Below are 19801 nucleotides of genomic sequence, written 5' to 3'. Positions count from 1 at the left end.
TAATAAGATGAAATGTGAGCTATACGAGGAACTGTTTACCGGTTGGATAAACAAAGAGCTAAGCCCCGAAGAAAAAGGGGCGCTGGAACAGCATATCTCTGGCTGTGCCAGTTGCCGCAATGAATTGCAGGCTTTGCAGCAGCTATGGGGCAATATGGGCCAAATTGAAACACCCGAACCATCGGCTAATATGAGCGTAAAGTTTTATGCCATGCTGGATACTTACAAGGAATCGGTAAAGGAGCAAAGAAGCTTGTGGGCCGATATTAAATATCATTTAAGTAGCCTGTGGCAGTGGCAGCCGCGCTGGCCTATGGCCTACAACCTGGTACTGATTGTGTTTATTGCCGGCGCAGGCTACCTGTTTTTAGGCAAAGGTAAAAGTGATGATCAGGATAAACAATTGAAAGCACTGAGCTCGCAGGTGCATGAACTTAAACAAACCATGATGCTGGCCTTGCTCGAAAATCCTTCGGCATCCGAACGGATCAGGGGGGTGAGCTATACCAGCGAGATCAAGCATGCCGATAAACAGGTGATTGATGCTTTGCTGGCTACGCTGAATAACGACCCCAATGTAAATGTACGCCTGAGCACGCTTGATGCACTTAGCCATCTGGTCGGTCACCCGGAGGTAAGGGAAGGCCTCATTAAATCAATAGTGGAGCAGGATTCGCCGCTGATGCAATTGGCTATTGCCGATGTGATGCTGAAACTACAGGAAAAAAGATCGGTAGGGTCATTCAGAGAGCTATTAAAACAAAAAGGCCTTGATCATGGCGTACGTGATAAAATCAAACAAACCATAACCCAACTAATTTAAAAATAAACCAAATCATGAAAAGATTACTAATACCTGTTTTAACAGGTCTGGGGCTTTGCCTTGCCCAAATTTCGGCCCATGCTCAGGATTATAAAGAGCATATCAGCAAGCAGTTCACTTTGCAGGGAGCAGCTTCAGGCACTACGCTGGCCATTTACAATATTTTTGGATCGATAACCGTGCAGGGATATTCGGGCAGCCAGGTATCAATTGAGATAGACGAAACCATCCGTGGTAAAAATGGAGGAGATGTGGAAACCGGCAAAAAGGAAGTTAAACTGGGTTTTGATCAAAAGGCCGACAGCATTATAGCCTATACTGCCGAACCCTATGATACCCGCCCGCGCCGCAACTGGAACCGCGAGGATAACCACAGGCATATTGATTATACTGTAAAATTAGAGTATACTGTTAAAGTGCCTTATGGGATGAATCTTTGTGTATCCACAGTAAATGATGGTAATGTAGAAGTGAAAGATGTTTATGGTGCCTTAAAAGTAAATAACGTAAACGGTGGGATAACTATAGCCAATGCAAAAGGCACAACAAGCGCCCATACCATCAACGGGCCGCTTACTGTAACTTATCTGTCGGTTCCTCCTGAAGCTTCAAGCTATTATACGCTTAATGGTAAATTGGAAGTAACTTATCCGGGTAACCTGGCTGCCGATCTGGAATTTAAAAGCATGAATGGCCAGTTTTATACCGATTTTCCGGATGCGGAAATCCTGCCTACAAGGGTAAGTAAAACCGAATCAAAAAGCGGTGCCGGCACCACTTACAGGCTTAGTAAAAATAATGGGGTTAGGATAGGAGCAGGCGGTAAACTGTTTAAGTTTGAAACCCTTAACGGAAATATTTATATCAAAAAACAATAATAAAAATAAGAACATGAAAACGATAAGATTTACAGGGATATTAATACTAACTGTGCTGCTAAGCGCGAGGCTTTGGGCACAGGACGCAGAAAAAGGGCAGTTGGTTGTGCCGTTGAGTGAACCGGGAAAACCTTACAAACTGGAGGTGAGCTTGGTTAACGGATCGATCACCGTTACCGGTTACGAAGGTAAGGATATCATTATAGATGCCCAGGGCGAAGAAAGAAAGCATCGCGAAAAAGAGGCTGCTCCCGGTGGTATGAAACGCCTGTCGGCCGGTAATAACCTTGATATCCAGGCCCAGGAAAACAATAACGAGGTAAATGTTCATGGCAGCCCCATGAAAACAACTAACCTTACCATAAAGGTGCCGATGAACAGCACCAGCGTTAAGTTATCAACGGTAAATAATGGTAATATCAATGCCAGTAACCTCAACGGCGACCTGGAGATCAGAAATGTTAACGGTTATATCAAACTGAACAATATTTCAGGATCTGTTGTGGCCAACACGGTTAATGGCAACGTTGAAGTTACCTTTAAAAGCATTGATGCAAAAGCGGCAATGGCATTTTCAACACTTAACGGTAAGGTTGATGTTACCTTTCCGGCAAGCCTTAAAGCCAACGTGAAATTAAAATCAGATCAGGGTGATATCTTCACCGATTTTGATGTAATTACCGAACAGCGTAAGCCGGTTGTTACCAAAAACAATGGCGAAAAAGGAATGTACAGCCTTAAAATGGAAGATTGGGTTTACGGGAAAATAGCCGGCGGCGGCCAGGAACTGATGTTGAAAACCACTTTCGGCAGCCTTTACATCCGTAAGACGAAATAGATACTGGCCTTTGAAGACTTACGAAGTTTTCAAAACTTCGTAAGTCTGGATTTAAATCTCTTCTTTTTCCAAGTCTGCCGGAATTACTTAACTTTGGTATTCGTGCCAAATTCCAATAATTAAACTTTGAGTATCCGGAACCATATCATATGTATTATCGCGTTTTGCCTGTTTTTACCGGCCACACCGGCAATGGCATCTGATAATGTGGATAGCCTGCAAAAAGTACTCACCCATGTGCTTGAAAACAGGGCCAGGTATGACGGGCAAAAGCAACAGCAAATTCTAAAACTTAAAGAAACCCTTAAGTCAAACTACGCATCGCTCACGGAGAGGTATAACAACTACCAGCAACTTTTCAACGCGTACAAATCCTTCATCCATGATTCGGCTTATGTTTATTGTAAAAAGCTGAATGCCTGTGCTTATCAGCTTAAAGATCAGAATAAGATAAACTATGCCCGGGTCAACATGGGTTTTGTACTGGTATCGGCAGGTATGTTTAAAGAGGGGCTTGATACGCTGGGCAAAGTAAATAGCAAATTTCTGACTGATAAGCAGCGGTATGAGTACCTGTTTTTACAGGTTCGCAGTTATTTCGATCTGGCTGATTTTGACCGCATAGGGGATTATTATGATCAATATAGCAAAGCCGGATTGATGTATTGCGATTCGATCATGCATCAAAATAACCCCGACTCGTATGAATATCTTTCGGCGTTCGGATTAAAAGCTTTGCGCACCCATGATTACAAGGCGGCAGTAGAGCCTTATCAAAAGCTCTTGCGGTTTAAGCAAACCTACCAGGACAGCGCCATTAATTACAGCTGTTTAAGTTTTGTTTATCATGCGTTGTACAGGGATGATTTGAGTTTGCCGCTGCTCATCAAATCGGCTATTATTGATAATACCCATTCAACCAAAGAGTCTGTAGCGCTGACCAACCTTGCCGACAGGATCAAGAACAATGATATAGAAACTGCTTATAATTACATTAATAAGGCTATTGATGATGCTGTTTTTTATGGCGCCAGGCACCGTGAGGCGCAGATCAGTATCATTATGCCCATCATTGAAAGTGAGCAGATCAATGGCATTGAAAAGCAAAAGCGGTCACTAATGATCTATGCCTCTATTATTACAGTGCTGGTAATTATCGTGATCATATTTGCGTTCATCGTGTCTAAGCAGCTTAAAAAACTCCGCATTGCCGATCAGATCATCGTAAACAAAAACAATGACCTTAATGAGGCTAATACTTCTTTAGTAAAAGCAAACAGTCATTTGGATAATGCCAACCGCAAGCTATCACAGTTCAACGTTAAACTGGATGAGGCTAACATGATCAAGGATGAATATATCGGCTACTTTTTCAATATCCACTCTGATTATATTGAGAAGATAGACAGGCTTAAGCGTTCTATCGAGAAAAAGGTAAAGGAAAAGCGTTACGAAGAAGTGTTGATGGCCCTTAATCGCCTTAATCCGGGTTCGGAAAGGGAAAACCTGTCGCACAGTTTTGATAAGGTGTTCCTGAATATTTTCCCCGGCTTTGTGCAGGATTTTAATGCTTTGTTCGATGAAGCCCACCAGGTGCACTTGCACGAAGGCCAATTGCTTAATAGCGAGCTCCGCATTTTTGCCCTTATCCGTTTAGGGATTCATGATAATGAAAGTATCGGCAAAATTTTAAACTATTCGGTTAATACTATCTATACCTACAAAACCAAGGTCAAGAACAAATCATTTGTACCTAACGATGAATTTGAAGACCGCATTATGCTGATCAAAGCTGTTAAAGAAGTGTCGGATTTGGCGTAGAGCTCTTTCTATATTTAGAATTTTCGCCGACATCAAGTATTACTAAAGTCATATCATTTCTTTAGCTCAAGTTTTGCGGGATGGCAAAAGAGGGTTGGATAACTTGGGCTTGCGGAATCACAAGTCAGCCTCACACCATCCTGCACACAAGGCTTGCGCCAAAAGGTGGTTATTCCCATTTGTCATTAAAAAAATATGTCATTGCGAGCGCAGCGCGGCAATCTCGTAGCCAATGCATATCGAACATACAAATAAATTATGCATAGCTACGAGATTGCCACGTCGCGCCCCTCGCTTTATCCCTGCAGCTCCTCGCAATGACATGATTTTTAGTTTTTCGGGAAGCCGAGGTCTATAAAGCCAATGAAACTGGTTATTCTTATCCATATTTCCCTTCACAAAAATCTATATATCCCCCATTTGAAATCCGATATAAATAATTAATTATCAATTGTTTATATCACAACCATTGCCCATATTTTTAATATCGCCTTTCATATTCATTGTTTTTGGGTTTAAAGCGCTTTTACTTTGATGAAAGCAACCGGCACCCAGCCGGTGGTTTTAAACAAACCAATTAAACCCAATTATATGAACAAAGTTTACTTATTTAAGTATGGCTTAACCATGCTGTTTTTAATTTCCGTAATTACAGCCTTCGCACAAAAAAGTCCTTTTACCGGTAAGGTGCTTGATGAGCTGAACAGTCCGCTGCCCGGGGCTACAATCCGGATTAAAGGAACAAATACATCTACCGTTACTGATAACAATGGTGTGTTTGCTATTCAGCAAGCCGGGGTACAATCGATAACGGTTATCATTACTTTTGTTGGGTACGAAACCGTTGAAAAAGTGATCAATGCCAATCAGTCATTAACGGTTAAACTGGTACCCAACTCAAAATCCCTGGCCGATGTGGTGGTGATTGGCTATGGCTCGGTACGTAAAACTGATTTAACTGGAGCCGTTACTAACCTCGGAGCTAAAGATCTTAATCCGGGGCCAATCACTAATCCTTTGCAGCAGCTAACAGGTAAGGCTGCCGGTGTAAATGTTACCCAAACAGGCAGCGAGCCCGGTACCGCACCAAGCGTGCGCATCCGTGGTATTACATCGCTTATCGGCGGTAATGATCCATTGGTAGTGGTTGACGGAATCCAGGGCAATATGGACCTGCTGAAACAAGTTCCACCATCCGAAATTGAGTCGGTGGATGTTTTAAAAGATGCATCGGCAACGGCTATCTACGGTTCGCGTGGTGCGCCAGGTGTCATCATCATCACCACTAAAAAGAACAAAAACGGCACCAGCACGGTTGAATACAACGAAAACTCATCGCTTGATGTGATTTCCAAAAAGCTACAAACACTTGATGCCAACCAATGGTGGCAGCAGGCCCAGCTTTACGGCGTACCTGCATCTGCTAATCATGGTTCCAATACCGATTGGTACAACCTGCTTACCCGTAATGGAGTTACCCAAAACCACACGCTGTCTTTCGGTGGTGGCGCCAATGGGTTTAACTACCGGGCTTCTATCAGCGCCATTTTGCAAAATGGTATCGTGATCAAGTCGAACTACAAGAATTACATAGGCCGCATCCAGGCTACCCAAAAGGCACTTGATGATAAGCTTACGCTTACCATGAACCTGAACAGTGGTATTGATAATGCCAATTACAGCCCGCCAAGCATTGGTCGCGCGGCATTTACATCAAACCTTTTCAGTAACATTTATGTAACCCGCCCAACCGACCCGGTTTACAATGCCGACGGGACTTACTATTCGGACCCTAACGTGTTTCAGTACATTAATCCTTACGCGGTTGCACAAACTGTTGTTAACAATGTAAAAAACAACAATCTATTTGGCAGTTTACGGGCCGATATTGAGCTAACCAAAGGCTTAACCGCAGGTTGGTTTGGCAGCTGGCGCAAGGTTGACGGCAATACAGGCTATTACCTGCCTGCCGAATCTACCGTAGCTACGGCAATAGATAACCAGGGCATTGCAAACATCAGCAACTATCATCAGGACGAGCGCCTGATGGATATCAGCCTGAACTACAAAAAAGATTTTGGCGTACACCACCTGGATGCTATCGCGGTGTATGAGTGGCAGGGGCAAACTTATAACGGCAACTTTGCACAGGCCAAAGGTTTCATCAATGATATTGCAACCTATAACGCGCTGCAACTGGGCGACCTGAGCAAAGTTACCCCCGGCGATATGTCGTCTTACAAAAATGACCGCAAGCTGGTTTCATACTTAGGCCGTGTAAATTACTCGTACCAAAACAAATACCTGTTAACTGCCAGCTACAGGCGCGATGGTTCGTCTGTTTTTGGGGTAAATAACAAGTGGGGCAATTTCCCTTCGGCATCGGTGGCCTGGAGGCTTACCGAAGAATCCTTCCTGAAAGATCAGCATGTGTTCAGCAACCTGAAACTGCGCGGTGGCTGGGGAATTACCGGTAACCAGCAGGGTCTGGCTCCGCAAAACTCTTTACAGTTGGTTGGTTATGCCGGTGTTACCTATTTTGGCGGCCAGCAGATCACCAACTTTGTGATCAGTCAGAATGCCAACCCCGATCTTAAATGGGAAACCCGTAAACAAACCAATATCGGTTTGGATTTTACTACCCTTAACGATCGTTTAAACGGATCGATAGATGCTTATACAGCAACAACCGATAACCTGTTGTTCAATTATACCGTACCGCAACCACCGTATCCTTACCCAAGCATAGCCGCCAACGTGGGCAGTTTGCTTAACCGCGGTTTGGAGTTAACGCTCAGCTACCAGGTTATCAAAACCAAAAACACATCGTTGATACTGGCGGGTAACGGTTCGCTGCTTAAAAATAAAGTGCTTAACCTAAGCGGTTCAATAAACGGGGTGCCGCTGAATACCGATTATGTAGGCTGGGGATCAAACTCCTACCTCATCAAAGGTAAACCTATCGGCACTTTCTATATCCTGAAGCATGCAGGCAAAGATGCAGCCAATGCTGAAACCGTTGTTGATCAGAACAAGGATGGTGTTATTGATCAGGGCAACCTGAGTGCCGACAGGGTTTACGAAGGACAGGCAACCCCTAAATACACCTATGCCTTTACCCCAAGCTTCAGCTATAAAAACTTTGATGCCTCCATGGTTTGGCGTGGTTCGGGCGGTAATAAGATCTATAACCAGATCCGTTCAAACCTGAGTTATTTTGAAAACCTGGGTAAGGCCAATGTGCTGCAAAGCGCTGTGCCGCTGGGCTTGTATACCTCGCAATATGGCTCTGATCTTTGGCTGGAAAGCGGCTCATTCCTTCGCTGGGAAAACATGTCGTTCGGTTATCGTATCAATACGGCTCATATCAAATACATCAGCTCATTGCGCGTATCAGTTACTGGTACTAACCTGCTGGTTATCACCAAATACACAGGTATCGACCCCGAACTTAACGTGAGTGGTGGTAATGGCTCAGGCGGTGACTATGGTATTTATCCGCGCACACGCACCTTTTCCCTTGGTTTAAATGTAGTGTTGAAATAATTATTTGAGGACAGAGAAGACATGAAAAAGATATTAACAAGCATTTTAATTATTGGCCTGGGTGCTGCAAGCTGTACCAAGGTTAGTGAAAATGTATATGATAAATACCCTGCTGATCAATTTTACGGCTCGGCCAAGGGGGCAGACGTGGCGCTTGCCGGTGTTTACTCACAGGTGGGTGGTAACTGGAACGGCGTTGGTTATGCTGGTGCCGATAATGGCTGGTATGATTTAAATTCCTTTTCGTCGGATGAGCAGGTGATCCCGCACCGCAATACCGGTGACTGGCAGCTTGATTTTGCGCGCCTTTACCAGCGCCAGTGGTTGCCAAGCGATTTAATTATTGGCAACACCTGGAGCTGGCTTTACAAATCAGTTTATACGGCCAACCTGGCCATTGATCAGTTAACCCAGGCTAAGGCCGATGAATCAAAAATTGCCGAGGCCAAAGTAATGCGCGCCTGGTTTTACTATTTGCTGATTGATGATTTTGGCGATGTTCCATTTTACACCGATAACAATGTAACTGTTGATAAAATACCACAGGCAAAACGTAAGGATGTTTATGATTTCATCGTAAAGGAATTAACCGAAAACGTTGACAAGCTATCTGAAACCAAGGGCGGTGTTTACTATGGCCGTTTTAACAAATGGGCAGGTTATACCTTACTGGCCAAGGTTTATTTAAATGCTGAGGTTTATACCGGAACCGCCAAATGGAACGAATGCCTTGCAGCCTGTGCCAAGGTGGCATCGGGTGGTTATTCCCTGCACCCTGGTGCAGCAAACGCTGCAAGTCCTGTAGGATATCAGTATTATGAGCTTTTTGGCGATAAGCTGCCCGATGATGAAACCATCCTGGCTATTTATGTTACCGAAAATATTGTATCGCGTAATATATACACCATCAGGAGTTTGAACAGTGCCAATGGTGTGGCTTTGATTGGTTTCGCCGGATGGAATGGTACTATCGTGCCTAAAGAGTACTATGACAAGTTTGATGCTAATGATATCCGCAGGAAACAATTTTTAGTTGGCTCGCAGGCAGGTGGTGTGACTTATACAGCCGATGTTTCTTCGTTGGATAACCCAGGTGCCGGACCTAATGAAGGGATCCGCGATATTAAATTTTTCCCGGTTAAACCGGCTGATGGCAGTGGCGAATCAAACGATTTTCCGATCTACCGTTATGCTGATATCCTGTTAATGCAGGCCGAGTGCAATGTGCGGTTAGGTAATGCAGCGGCAGCTAAACCATTTATTGACCTGGTAAGGGTACGCGCAGGTTTAAGCGCCCTCGCTGCCAGCCCAACGCCTGATAATATTTATGATGAGCGTGGTTTTGAACTGAACTGGGAAGGCCACCGCAGGCAGGATATGATCAGGTTTAACAAGTTTACCCTGGCACATGGCTTTGTACCGGCCGTAGGCGATTTCAGGAAGCTGTTTCCGATACCTACCAGTGCGCTTAATGCTAACCCCGGCTTAAAACAAAATCCAGGCTACTAAATCCTATCACATTATGAAAAAATTAATCAATTTCAGCATAATACTGGTATCCTGCATGGCCTTTGCCTGTAAAAAGGATGCCAAATTAACCGTACTTCAACCAGTAGGTTTTGATTCATCTATTAAGGCATCAACCAATACAGTAGCACTTTCGGCAGCCACAGATGATGCTTCGGTGATCACTTTTTCCTGGCCTGCAGTTGTTTACCCTATCAAAGCTTCGGTAACCTATACTTTGCAGGTTGATGTCCCGGCCGATACCGTGGGTACTACAGCCTGGGCCAATGCTAAAAACATAGTGGTGGGCGACGATGTGCTTTCCAAATCATACAAAGGTTCGGATTTGAATACCCTTGCCATATCAATGGGTATTGAACCTAACACAACAGGGAAACTGGTATTCAGGATCCAGGCCACGCAGGATAGGAATGCTTACACTAAAGGACTTGCCGTAACTATAAGTCCTTACCAGGTATTCACTGGTTTCCCGGCATTATATGTTCCGGGCGATTACCAGGGCTGGTCGCCGGGTACCGCGCCTTCAATCGTGGCGCTGCAATCCAATAAAATTTATGAGGGTTATGTGTACTTCCCGGCAGGAGGCACCTATCACTTTAAGTTTACAAGTGATAAGGACTGGAACCACATCAACTACGGTTATGCCGGTGATGGCAAACTCTCAACAGACGGTTTAGCTGGTGATCTGGTACTGCCCGATGCCGGCTACTACGAACTATCGGCCAATACCAATAACCTCACCTGGACTTATACCAAAACCACCTGGGGCATTATTGGCGATGCCACACCCGGTGGCTGGGGAGGCGATACCCAAATGACTTATGATGTAGCTAAGCAGGTTTGGACGCTTACCTGCGATATGTCATCATCGGGCTCGTTCAAGTTCAGGGCTAATGGTGCATGGTCTATTGATTTTGGGATAACCAAAGATGGCAAGCTTACTTATGCCGATAGCCCTGTGTATGGTTATAACGGCACGCTGGATAACCTTACCGTACCAACAAGTGGTAACTATACTATCACGCTTGATCTGCACGATCCTAATAATTATAACTATAAGTTACACAAAAACTAACCATGGTAGGGCAGTGCCGCAGGGTGCTGCCTTACTTTAATTTTTGATGAAGATGAAATTAAACCCCACACGTACTATTATGATCAATGCCCTGCTTATTTGCCTTGTTTCGTTATTGAGTTTCTGTAAAAAAGATAATAACAGTACACCTGTAAACAGCACGCCTTACACCCAATATGGAACGCCCTTTGCCAATGTGCCCAGTCCGCAGGATGCCATTATTTACCAGGTGAACATCCGGGCTTTCAGTAACGATGCTTCGTTGAAAGGTGTTACCGCACGATTGGATTCGATCAAAGCACTGGGTGTAAACGTAGTTTACCTGATGCCTGTTACCCCGGTTGGTGTACTGAAATCTGCCGGAGGCTTGGGCTCGCCTTATGCTGTGAAGGACTATAAAGCTGTTAACCCCGAGTTTGGGAATACGGATGACCTGAAAGCCCTGGTAGATGCTGCCCATAGCAAAAATATGGCAGTAATGCTGGATTGGGTTGCCGACCATACCTCATGGGATAATGCCTGGATCAGCAATAAAAGCTGGTACAAGCAGGATGCAAACGGCAACATCATCCCGCCGACCGGCACGAACTGGACAGATGTTGCAGCCCTTAACTATGACAACCAGGACATGCGCAAAGCTATGATCGATGCTATGCAATACTGGGTTTACAATGCCAATATCGACGGTTTCCGTTGTGATGCTGCAGATTTTGTTCCATTTGATTTTTGGAAACAGGCTAATGATGCCCTTAAAACTATCACTACACACAAACTGCTGATGTTTGCCGAAGGTACCCGTGCTGATCATTTCAAAGCCGGTTTTCAACTGGAGTACGGTATGGCCTGGTATTCAGGTTTAGAAAATAAAATCTTTGGCAATAATGGTTCAGTTACACAGCTTTCTGCATTAAACACCAGCGAGTATTCGGGTGCTTTTGCAGGCTCCCAGGTGGTTAGGTATATCACCAATCATGATGTGTATAACAGCGATGGTAACCCTATAGCGCTTTACGGTGGCAAAGCCGGCTCTATGGCAGCATTCTTGGTGAGTGCTTACATGAAGGGCGTACCGATGATCTACAACGGGCAGGAAGTTGGTTGTACCCGCGGTATCGATTTCTTTTATCATACGCCGATAGATTGGAGCACCAACCCCGACATGACTGCAGAGTACAAGAAGATCATCGCTTTCCGTAAAAGCAGTGATGCGGTAAGGAATGGCGACTTAGCTACTTACAGTAGTGATGACGCTGCCGTATTCACTAAATCAACCGCCAAAGAAAAAGTTTTGGTTATTGCCAACTTAAAGGGAAATGCCGTAACTTACACATTACCAATTGGCTTAAATACTACATCGTGGAAAAATGCCTTCACCGGCGCGTCTGTTTCATTGAGCGGTACTATAGCCCTGCAACCATACCAGCATATGGTATTAACACAATAAACTTCTAAACAGATACATGAAATTTAAAAAGATCACCTTAATACTTGGTTGTGCTATGAGCATATCGCGGCTCATGGCGCAATCGCCGGTGCTGATGCCGGGCAATGTGGAGGGCATTACCATCAGTGAACAGGATGTGGCTTTTAAAGCTGGCAGCATCTTTGGGAAAGTTATCGTTTACAGTCCCTCGGTTATCAGGGTGCGGCTGGATAAAAAGCCTTTAGGCCGCGATTTTTCATATGCGGTTATCGCGCAGCCTCAAAAAACTAAAACAAGTATCAGCCAAAATGAGGAAAGCATAACCGTACTTACCGATTCGTTGAAGGCGGTTATTCATAAAAAGCCCTTCGCGATAGCATATTATACCATTGATGGGCAACTGATTAACCAGGACGAGCCCGGCCTCACCACCGGCTGGGTAGGTGAGGAGGTTACCGCCTATAAAACCATGATGCCCGATGAGCGGTTTATTGGCCTTGGCGAAAAAACGGGTAATCTTGATCGTAAAGGCAATGCTTATACCAACTGGAATTCCGACACCTACGGTTACCAGATTGATCAGGATCCTATTTATTCAACCATTCCGTTTTACATAGGTATCCACCATAGCCTTAACTACGGTATTTTCATGGATAATACCTATCAAAGCGATTTTAACTTTGGGGCCAGTAATAACCGTTTTTCATCGTTTGGGGCTCATGGCGGCGAGATGAACTATTATTTCATCTACAACAAAAACATAGCAGGGATTATCCAATCATATACAGGCCTCACTGGTCGCATGAAAATGCCGCCCCTTTGGAGTTTGGGTTACCAGCAAAACAGGTATAGTTATTACCCCGATACCGAGGTGCTGCGCATTGCTCAAACCCTGCGCGAAAAAAAGATCCCGAGTGATGGCATTACGCTGGATATTCATTACATGGACCGCTACCAGCTGTTTACCTGGGATAAAAAACGTTTCCCTGATCCGCCGCAATTAACCGCAAAGCTCAACAAGCTGGGTTTTAAGCTTACCGTTATTGTTGACCCGGGTATTAAGGTTGAAAAAGGCGCTCCTGCCTATGAAAGCGGTGCAAAGGATAGCGTATTTATTCAATACCCCGATAAAACTTTTTACACCGGGCAGGTATGGCCGGGCTGGTGTAATTTCACCGATTTTACCAGCGAAAAAGGTCGTGCCTGGTGGCGCAAACAGGTTAAGTTTTTTGCCGATAATGGCGTAAGCGGCATCTGGAATGATATGAACGAGATCTCGACCTGGGGACAGAAAATGCCATCGAACGTATTGTTTGATTTTGATGGTGCCAAAACCACGCATCTGCAGGCACATAATGTTTATGCTTTAGAGATGGTCCGCTCAAGTTTTGAAGGGGCGAGGGAGCATTTTAAAGAACGCCCGTTTATTTTAACCCGCTCGGGCTATGCCGGTTTGCAACGCTATTCTGCCATCTGGACGGGGGATAACCGCGCCGAAGATAACCACATGCTGCTTGGTGTACGCCTTATGAACAGCCTCGGCTTAAGCGGTGTTTCATTTACGGCCATGGATATCGGTGGCTTTACAGGGGGGGCAAGCACAGCGCTGTTTACCCGCTGGATGCAGATCGGCGCATTTATCCCTTATTACAGGAACCATACTGCGCTTAACACTAAATCTTCCGAACCATGGACATATGGCGAAGATGCGCTGGAAATCAGCCGTAACTTTATCAATTTCAGGTATAAGCTGATGCCGTACATGTACTCTAATTTCTATGAGTCTACACAAACTGGCATGCCTGTAATGCGTTCGCTGGCTATCGGCAATACTTTTGATGCAAAGGTATATGATCCGGCTTTCCAAAACCAGTATCTGTTTGGTGGCGCCTTCATGGTAGCACCGTTTGAAAGCACTAAAGAGTATGGCAAAATTTATTTACCCCAGGGTGGCTGGTACAATTTATACAGCGATGAGCAGCTACAAGGCAAGGCGGAGATCATTCAGCCGCTTAATATGAGCCACCTGCCTGTGTTTGTAAAAGAAAGCAGTATTATCCCGATGCAATCGTTAGTACAAACAACTGCAGATGCACCTACAGATACGTTGACTTTACATGTTTACAATGGCAAGGTAGTAAACACTTTTGTACTGTATGAAGATGACGGCAAATCATATAATTACGAAAATAATGATTTTAACAAGCGGGCAATAAGCTTTAACCCGCAAGTAGGTCAGTTAACTATTGGGGAAACTGCGGGCAATTTTGTCAGCAAATTTCGTCAGGTTAAACTGGTAATGCATGGTTTTAAGAACATTGGTAAAATAAAACTAAACAATAAAGTTGTAAATGGTCAATCGGCATACTATACCATGATCGATCCTGTAAATAACATCGATCCGCAGGGTGCAGATGGCGGAAGAAGGGATGCTGTACCTGTTTATGAATTGGCTTTTGGGCTATCTGCTCAAAAGCAAGTGATTGATTATGAGTTAAAATGATAATTTAAGAAAAATACTGCCGGAATGAGATTGATCTGGCATGGTTGATTATACAATTAGTGTAAAATTGGCGTTTCGGGATGAGATCCGGAACGCTTTTTTTGCAAATAAGCCCTCAACTGACAGTTGAGCAATAGGCTAAACCATTTTTCTGCACTATATTTGCTGACAGATTACCTGTTGCAATTACATAATATAGTATGGTTAAGCTTTTTATCGTGGGTTTTCCACGAGATATGGAAGAAATTGAACTTGTTGAACTGTTCAGCGCTTATGGTACGGTTAGCACCGTGCGTATAATTACTGATAAAGACAGCGGCATTAGTAAAGGTTATGGTTTTTTAGAAATGACCGATGAGGCCGGGGCCCAGCGGGCAATTGACGCTATGAACGGTGCCACCATCGATGAGCGTGAAATAAGCGTGCGGATAGCCGAACAAAAGCATCAGCCGCAGCAACAGCAGCAATTTTCAAAACCCAAGCCTGCCTTTAACAAGGTAAAGCCTCAAGGATATAATAAGCCGCGTTTCCCGCGCGAAAATAATCGCTATGAGCAACAAGAGGCAGCCGCCCCGGCAAGGGCTAAACGCCCCCGTAGGCAGCAGCCATAAGCTTTGTAATAAAGCTAAAGGCCAAATGCACAAAGCTGAAAGCCGGTAAATTGATTTTTACCTTCAGGAATTATAGAGTTCGTTTGTTAAAAACTGGTTCCTGAATTTTCCATGCGGGTCATATTCAGCTATTAAGGCTTTAAAAGCATCCATTTTTTCGTATCGTGCAGCTAATGTTTTAGCCGGGATGGTAAAGATCTTGCCCCAATGCGGTCTTGCTTTAAAAGGAGCAAGCTCTCGTTCAATTTGAGGGAGTAGTTTCAATACCGCCTCAGTTTCCTGTTTCCAGGTAAAATGGATAGCTACTGATTTTTGATTATGGGCAGGGCTCATCCACAGGTCATCGGCAGCAATGGTTCGGATCTCGGTAATAAAAAGGTGCGGGCCTATCTGCTTGCCTGATTTAGCCACTGCCTCAATAGCTTCTACAGCGTGATTAAATGGCACAAAAAACTCTGATTGGAGTTCTTTACCGCTGCTTGGTGTAAAGCCCATTTTAAAATGTGGCAAGCGCTCATACCAGGGGCCGGGAACGCCCATTTGTTCGGTACAGTTTTCGGCAGAGAGTGCTATAATAGGGTGCAGGTTTTTGGAAGCCGCCTTAGCCCCGTAAAACTCTTTCAGGTTTTCATCTTTATCTGTACCTATCCGGCTTTTTATCCAAACTTCGTTAATATGATCGCTTTGCCAGTCGGTAAACAGGCTCACACTATACCCGGCCGAGACAATTTTTTCAAAGTGCTGCTTTAGCTCGCTCATAGGCAGGCCGGTAAATACATGTTGTTTCATCATGTAAGTTGGCTGTATTTGCAGTGTAACTTTAGTGATAACACCCAAAGCACCAAGCCCAACAACTGCGGCGTTCAGCTTCGCGGCATCTTTTGCTTTTGAAAGATGAACAATACTCCCATCTGCCTTAACAATTTCCAGTCCTACTACCGCGCTTGAGAGGTTTCCGTTTTTTACACCAGAGCCATGTGTAGCGGTAGTAATTGATCCTGCAACCGATATATGCGGCAAAGAAGCAAGGTTATGCAGGGCAAAACCTTCTTTATGCAGGTATGGGGCAAGCTCGCCATATTTTATGCCGCCCTCAACCGTAACGGTATGGTTTTGCTTATCAATTGTTACCACCTTGTTCAGGTCGCGGGTGGAGAGCAGGTTATCTTTACTATCGGCAATGGTATTGAAGCAATGCCTTGTGCCCAATGCCTTTATTTTATCGTGCTTTTTTATGAGCTGCTGTACCTCTTCAACAGATTTGGGGTAAAATACATTACCCGTGCTGTAAGTTAAATTGCCCGACCAGTTTTGTAAGCGTGTTTGCTGCGCCCACGATGGGAGCGATGATAATAGGGGAGATGCCATTAAGGTTGTACTTAATTGAATGAAAGTTTTTCTTTTCATAACAAATTGGTTAATACAAGGTAGCTAATTATAAAACAGAAACGAAAGAGAAAATTACCCAGAGCTTGTTTGGTTTACCTGATTTGAAAAGTTTTTATAATTTTTTAATAAGTAAAAATAGATTTTTAAATAATTTATGAACTTTTTATTTATTTTGGTAAAAAAATTAACGTTTACCTGTTAATTCGGCATTAACTTTTGGTTAGGAATGAGTTTTTGGTAAATTGAAGCAGAAATACATTATAAAATAATAGTGAAGGAAGTTTACGCCCCTTTTATTCCGGGTACTTATAATAAAAATAGCCTTAATGAGCTGTCAGTTTTGCTTGATAAGGAAGAAAAGCATGCTATCGATAATCTTTTATGGAGTGATATCGGGTATTTTCCATCGGTTGATTTTTCAATAGCTCATGCTGATAACCATATCGCACTAAAATATTTTGTAAGGGAGCAGCATACCAGCGCAAAATACACAGCGGCGAACGACCCGGTTTATAAGGATAGCTGTGTTGAGTTTTTTGTAGGTTTTGGCAGTGATGATAAATACTATAACCTGGAATTTAATGCCATCGGTACAGCGCTGGTTGGCTTTGGTAAAGATCGTAATGGAAGAACACCGGTACCAGATGACAAAGTAAACAGCATACAAGCCTTAAGTATTATCAATTGGACTAATGACCCAGGCGGTTTTAACACCTGGGAGCTGACGTTACTAATCCCTTTTGATCTTTTCATTTATCATGATATTAAAACATTAAAAGAAACTACCGGCCGGGCAAACTTTTTTAAATGCGGAGATGACCTGCCCGAACCACATTTTATAAGCTGGAATAACATTGTTAGTCCCGTGCCTGATTTTCACCTGTCTGGTTTTTTTGGTACGATAAAGTTTATTTAAAGTAAAATACCTCTAATTAAAACAACATAGCATGACCCAAACAACAAGTTCAGTAATCGAATCGCCGGTAAAAAAATCAGCGGTAAACCCGATTGTTATTATCGGTGCTTTATTTTTCATTTTTGGTTTTGTAACCTGGATGAACGGTACACTCATTCCATACCTCAAAATAGCCTGTGAACTAACCACCCAGGAATCATACTTCGTAACTTTTGCTTTTTATATAGCTTACGTTGTAATGGGGATTCCGGCCGGTAAAACCATAAAAAAGTTTGGTTTTAAAAATGGTATGGCTATAGGTTTATTTATAATGGCTATTGGTGCCCTGATGTTTATACCGGCTGCACTCACTCGTACCTACGGCGTTTTTTTAGTGGGATTATTTATACAGGGAACTGGTCTTACAGTATTGCAAACGGCCTCTAATCCTTACATAACCATTTTGGGCCCTGCCGAAACCGCTGCAAGGCGTATCAGTATTATGGGGATCTGTAATAAAGTGGCTGGTGCCCTCGCTCCCGTGATACTTGGTGCCGTAGCCCTTGCCAATATCGACCAGTTAACAGAAAAACTTAAAACCTTAGCCCCCGATCAAAAAGTTTTGGAGTTGAATGAACTTGCTGCAAGGGTAATATTACCTTATTCCATCATGGTTGTAGTATTGGTTTTGCTGGCTATCCTTATTTACTTTTCGTCCCTGCCCGAAATTAATACCGAGCACGAAGATGAAACTGTAGCTGCTGCCAATACCGATAAAACCAGCATTACACAGTTCCCGCACCTGATACTTGGCGTGGTTACCCTGTTTGTATATGTGGGTGCCGAAGTTATAGCGGGCGATACCATTTCTCTTTATGGCACTTCTCAGCACATCGCTTTATCAACTGCAAAATTTTTCACATCGTGTACACTGGTATCAATGATAGTTGGTTATTTAACTGGCATTTTCTGTATTCCAAGATTTATTACACAGCAAAAAGCACTTGTTGCATCAGCTATTCTTGGTGCTGTGTTAACTGTTTGCGCGCTGCTTACGCATGGATACGCTTCGGTATTTTGTATTGCCCTGCTGGGCCTTGCTAACTCGTTAATGTGGCCTGCAATCTGGCCTTTGGCATTGGCAGGTTTAGGCAGGTTTACCAAAATTGCCTCATCATTATTGGTTATGGGGATTGCAGGCGGAGCGCTTCTACCTTTATTGTACGGTTATTTTTCGGGTAAATATTCGGCGCAATCTGCCTATATTATGCTGATTCCTATTTACCTGTTTATCCTTTATTATTCAACTATCGGGCATAAGGCAGGCAGATCTAATGTAAAAAGCTAATCTCAATAGCCTTATCTTTTAAATCATGACCGGGTATTGGCAGCATTTCATGTTGGTGATACCCGGTTTTGGTTTACTATGGTGTTGTGTATTTGATGGATAGCTGGTTATATTGTGCCTATATATCGTTAATGCGTTATAAATTTTACGATATATGGCTATGAAATTAAAATAGATTTTGTTTAATTTGTTGATTGTTAGGTTGTTGTGATTTTGGTTCGATTATTGGCTTAAAACGGATAAAATGAACAGCATTTACCGGAAAATTAGTTCATAACTTTTATTGGACTATGCTAATAAACAGGGGTAATCAATTAAAAATCAGCATCATGAAAAACGTAAAAACCTGCAAAAAGCTTAATCGTACTTTAACCAAATGGGTTATCGATCTGCATGGCAAAGGTTATACCAATGATTTTTCGCAAATAAATAATCAAAGGCTGCGTTGTATTCAAAACTGCGAAGATTTCCCGATCACCGATCTTGATATCAATGTTATTGACCAGGGTTTTGACCAGTTAACCCAAACTTATAAGTATATCCACACCATTGAAACTATGGATGGCGATAAGGGACTGCTTGTTATTGAAGCTTTATTTCCCCCGCAACTGGCAAACTGATATACAGTAAGTACCTAAATTTTTTCATTTGATAAGCAAAACCTTCTAATGAAGTAACATTCTTTAATTGCAGGTATCTAAAAGCCTGAAAATGGGGATTTCCCATTCTCAGGCTTTGTTATTTAAAGCTGCCCGGACACTGCTTTGTGGTTAATATTAGATACCTAAAAATGTTGTATGAACAGCGATTATCAGATACCAATAATCGCCAATACTCGAAATATAGTAAATTTTCAAACTGTAGTTTTGTTGTAAGTATTTGATATTTAGGTTTTTAAATCAATGGCATGCAATGTGCAGTAAGCTTTACAACAAATCAAACTGAAAACATCTAAAGAAATAAACTATGGAAATGTGTATATTCTGGATAACCCGCTTTGTATTGCTTGCCTGCCTTGCCGTGCTTATTTACATGATGATGCCAAACTACGCCGAGCAAAATGATGGCTGGGAATAAGCTATTTCAATCAATGATTTTATTACAATAATTTATTAATTAATACT

General features: G+C 43.2%; 14 protein-coding genes. 13 read left to right on the top strand and 1 reads right to left on the bottom strand.

The window, feature by feature from the left end; genetic code table 11:
* The first annotated feature begins 7 nt into the window (after nt 1-7).
* The 10 genes from ACFFGT_RS08290 (at nt 8) to ACFFGT_RS08245 (ending at nt 15045) form a co-directional block, all read left to right on the top strand.
* On the top strand, nt 8-823 hold the full coding sequence (locus ACFFGT_RS08290; protein ID WP_377022050.1) for a zf-HC2 domain-containing protein: 816 nt from the start codon (nt 8-10) through the stop codon (nt 821-823).
* Between the two features lie 14 nt (nt 824-837).
* On the top strand, nt 838-1701 hold the full coding sequence (locus ACFFGT_RS08285) for a DUF4097 family beta strand repeat-containing protein (protein WP_377022049.1): 864 nt from the start codon (nt 838-840) through the stop codon (nt 1699-1701).
* A 13-nt stretch (nt 1702-1714) separates the two neighbouring features.
* On the top strand, nt 1715-2539 hold the full coding sequence (locus ACFFGT_RS08280; RefSeq protein WP_377022048.1) for a DUF4097 family beta strand repeat-containing protein: 825 nt from the start codon (nt 1715-1717) through the stop codon (nt 2537-2539).
* A 126-nt stretch (nt 2540-2665) separates the two neighbouring features.
* Nucleotides 2666-4360: a SusR family glycan utilization regulator gene (susR, locus tag ACFFGT_RS08275; protein ID WP_377022047.1), complete on the top strand. Its 1695-nt coding sequence runs from the start codon at nt 2666-2668 to the stop codon at nt 4358-4360.
* 591 nt (nt 4361-4951) lie between these two features.
* Entirely contained in the window at nt 4952-7906 is a 2955-nt protein-coding gene (locus tag ACFFGT_RS08270) for a SusC/RagA family TonB-linked outer membrane protein (protein ID WP_377022046.1), read from the top strand.
* Nucleotides 7907-7927: 21 nt separating this feature from the next.
* Nucleotides 7928-9415 carry a RagB/SusD family nutrient uptake outer membrane protein gene (locus ACFFGT_RS08265; protein ID WP_377022045.1) on the top strand — a complete coding sequence of 496 codons (1488 nt, stop codon included), beginning with the start codon at nt 7928-7930 and terminating at the stop codon, nt 9413-9415.
* A 13-nt stretch (nt 9416-9428) separates the two neighbouring features.
* Nucleotides 9429-10508 carry a SusE domain-containing protein gene (locus tag ACFFGT_RS08260; protein ID WP_377022044.1) on the top strand — a complete coding sequence of 360 codons (1080 nt, stop codon included), beginning with the start codon at nt 9429-9431 and terminating at the stop codon, nt 10506-10508.
* A 52-nt stretch (nt 10509-10560) separates the two neighbouring features.
* Nucleotides 10561-11952 carry an alpha-amylase family glycosyl hydrolase gene (locus ACFFGT_RS08255; protein ID WP_377022043.1) on the top strand — a complete coding sequence of 464 codons (1392 nt, stop codon included), beginning with the start codon at nt 10561-10563 and terminating at the stop codon, nt 11950-11952.
* A gap of 16 nt (nt 11953-11968) precedes the next feature.
* Nucleotides 11969-14434, top strand: a complete 2466-nt coding sequence (locus tag ACFFGT_RS08250; RefSeq protein ID WP_377022042.1) for a glycoside hydrolase family 31 protein — start codon at nt 11969-11971, stop codon at nt 14432-14434.
* A 200-nt stretch (nt 14435-14634) separates the two neighbouring features.
* The gene (locus tag ACFFGT_RS08245; protein WP_377022041.1) at nt 14635-15045 is read left to right on the top strand and encodes an RNA recognition motif domain-containing protein; all 411 of its coding nucleotides are present in this window, start codon (nt 14635-14637) and stop codon (nt 15043-15045) included.
* A 63-nt stretch (nt 15046-15108) separates the two neighbouring features.
* Here ACFFGT_RS08245 and ACFFGT_RS08240 read toward each other — a convergent pair whose 3' ends face one another.
* Nucleotides 15109-16452: an FAD-binding protein gene (locus ACFFGT_RS08240; RefSeq protein ID WP_377022040.1), complete on the bottom strand. Its 1344-nt coding sequence runs from the start codon at nt 16450-16452 to the stop codon at nt 15109-15111.
* Nucleotides 16453-16705: 253 nt separating this feature from the next.
* On the opposite strand from ACFFGT_RS08240, the gene ACFFGT_RS08235 reads away from it, so the two are divergent.
* From ACFFGT_RS08235 to ACFFGT_RS08225, 3 genes are all read left to right on the top strand, one after another.
* On the top strand, nt 16706-17350 hold the full coding sequence (locus tag ACFFGT_RS08235; protein WP_377022039.1) for a carbohydrate-binding family 9-like protein: 645 nt from the start codon (nt 16706-16708) through the stop codon (nt 17348-17350).
* A 31-nt stretch (nt 17351-17381) separates the two neighbouring features.
* Nucleotides 17382-18677, top strand: a complete 1296-nt coding sequence (locus tag ACFFGT_RS08230; RefSeq protein ID WP_377022038.1) for a sugar MFS transporter — start codon at nt 17382-17384, stop codon at nt 18675-18677.
* Between the two features lie 329 nt (nt 18678-19006).
* Nucleotides 19007-19297 carry a hypothetical protein gene (locus ACFFGT_RS08225; RefSeq protein ID WP_377022037.1) on the top strand — a complete coding sequence of 97 codons (291 nt, stop codon included), beginning with the start codon at nt 19007-19009 and terminating at the stop codon, nt 19295-19297.
* Nucleotides 19298-19801 lie beyond the last annotated feature (504 nt).

The organism is Mucilaginibacter angelicae, assembly GCF_042434235.1.
Classification (GTDB): domain Bacteria; phylum Bacteroidota; class Bacteroidia; order Sphingobacteriales; family Sphingobacteriaceae; genus Mucilaginibacter; species Mucilaginibacter angelicae.
The sequence above is the reverse complement of the archived record's forward strand: the minus strand, read 5'-3'. Positions and strand labels throughout refer to the sequence as shown.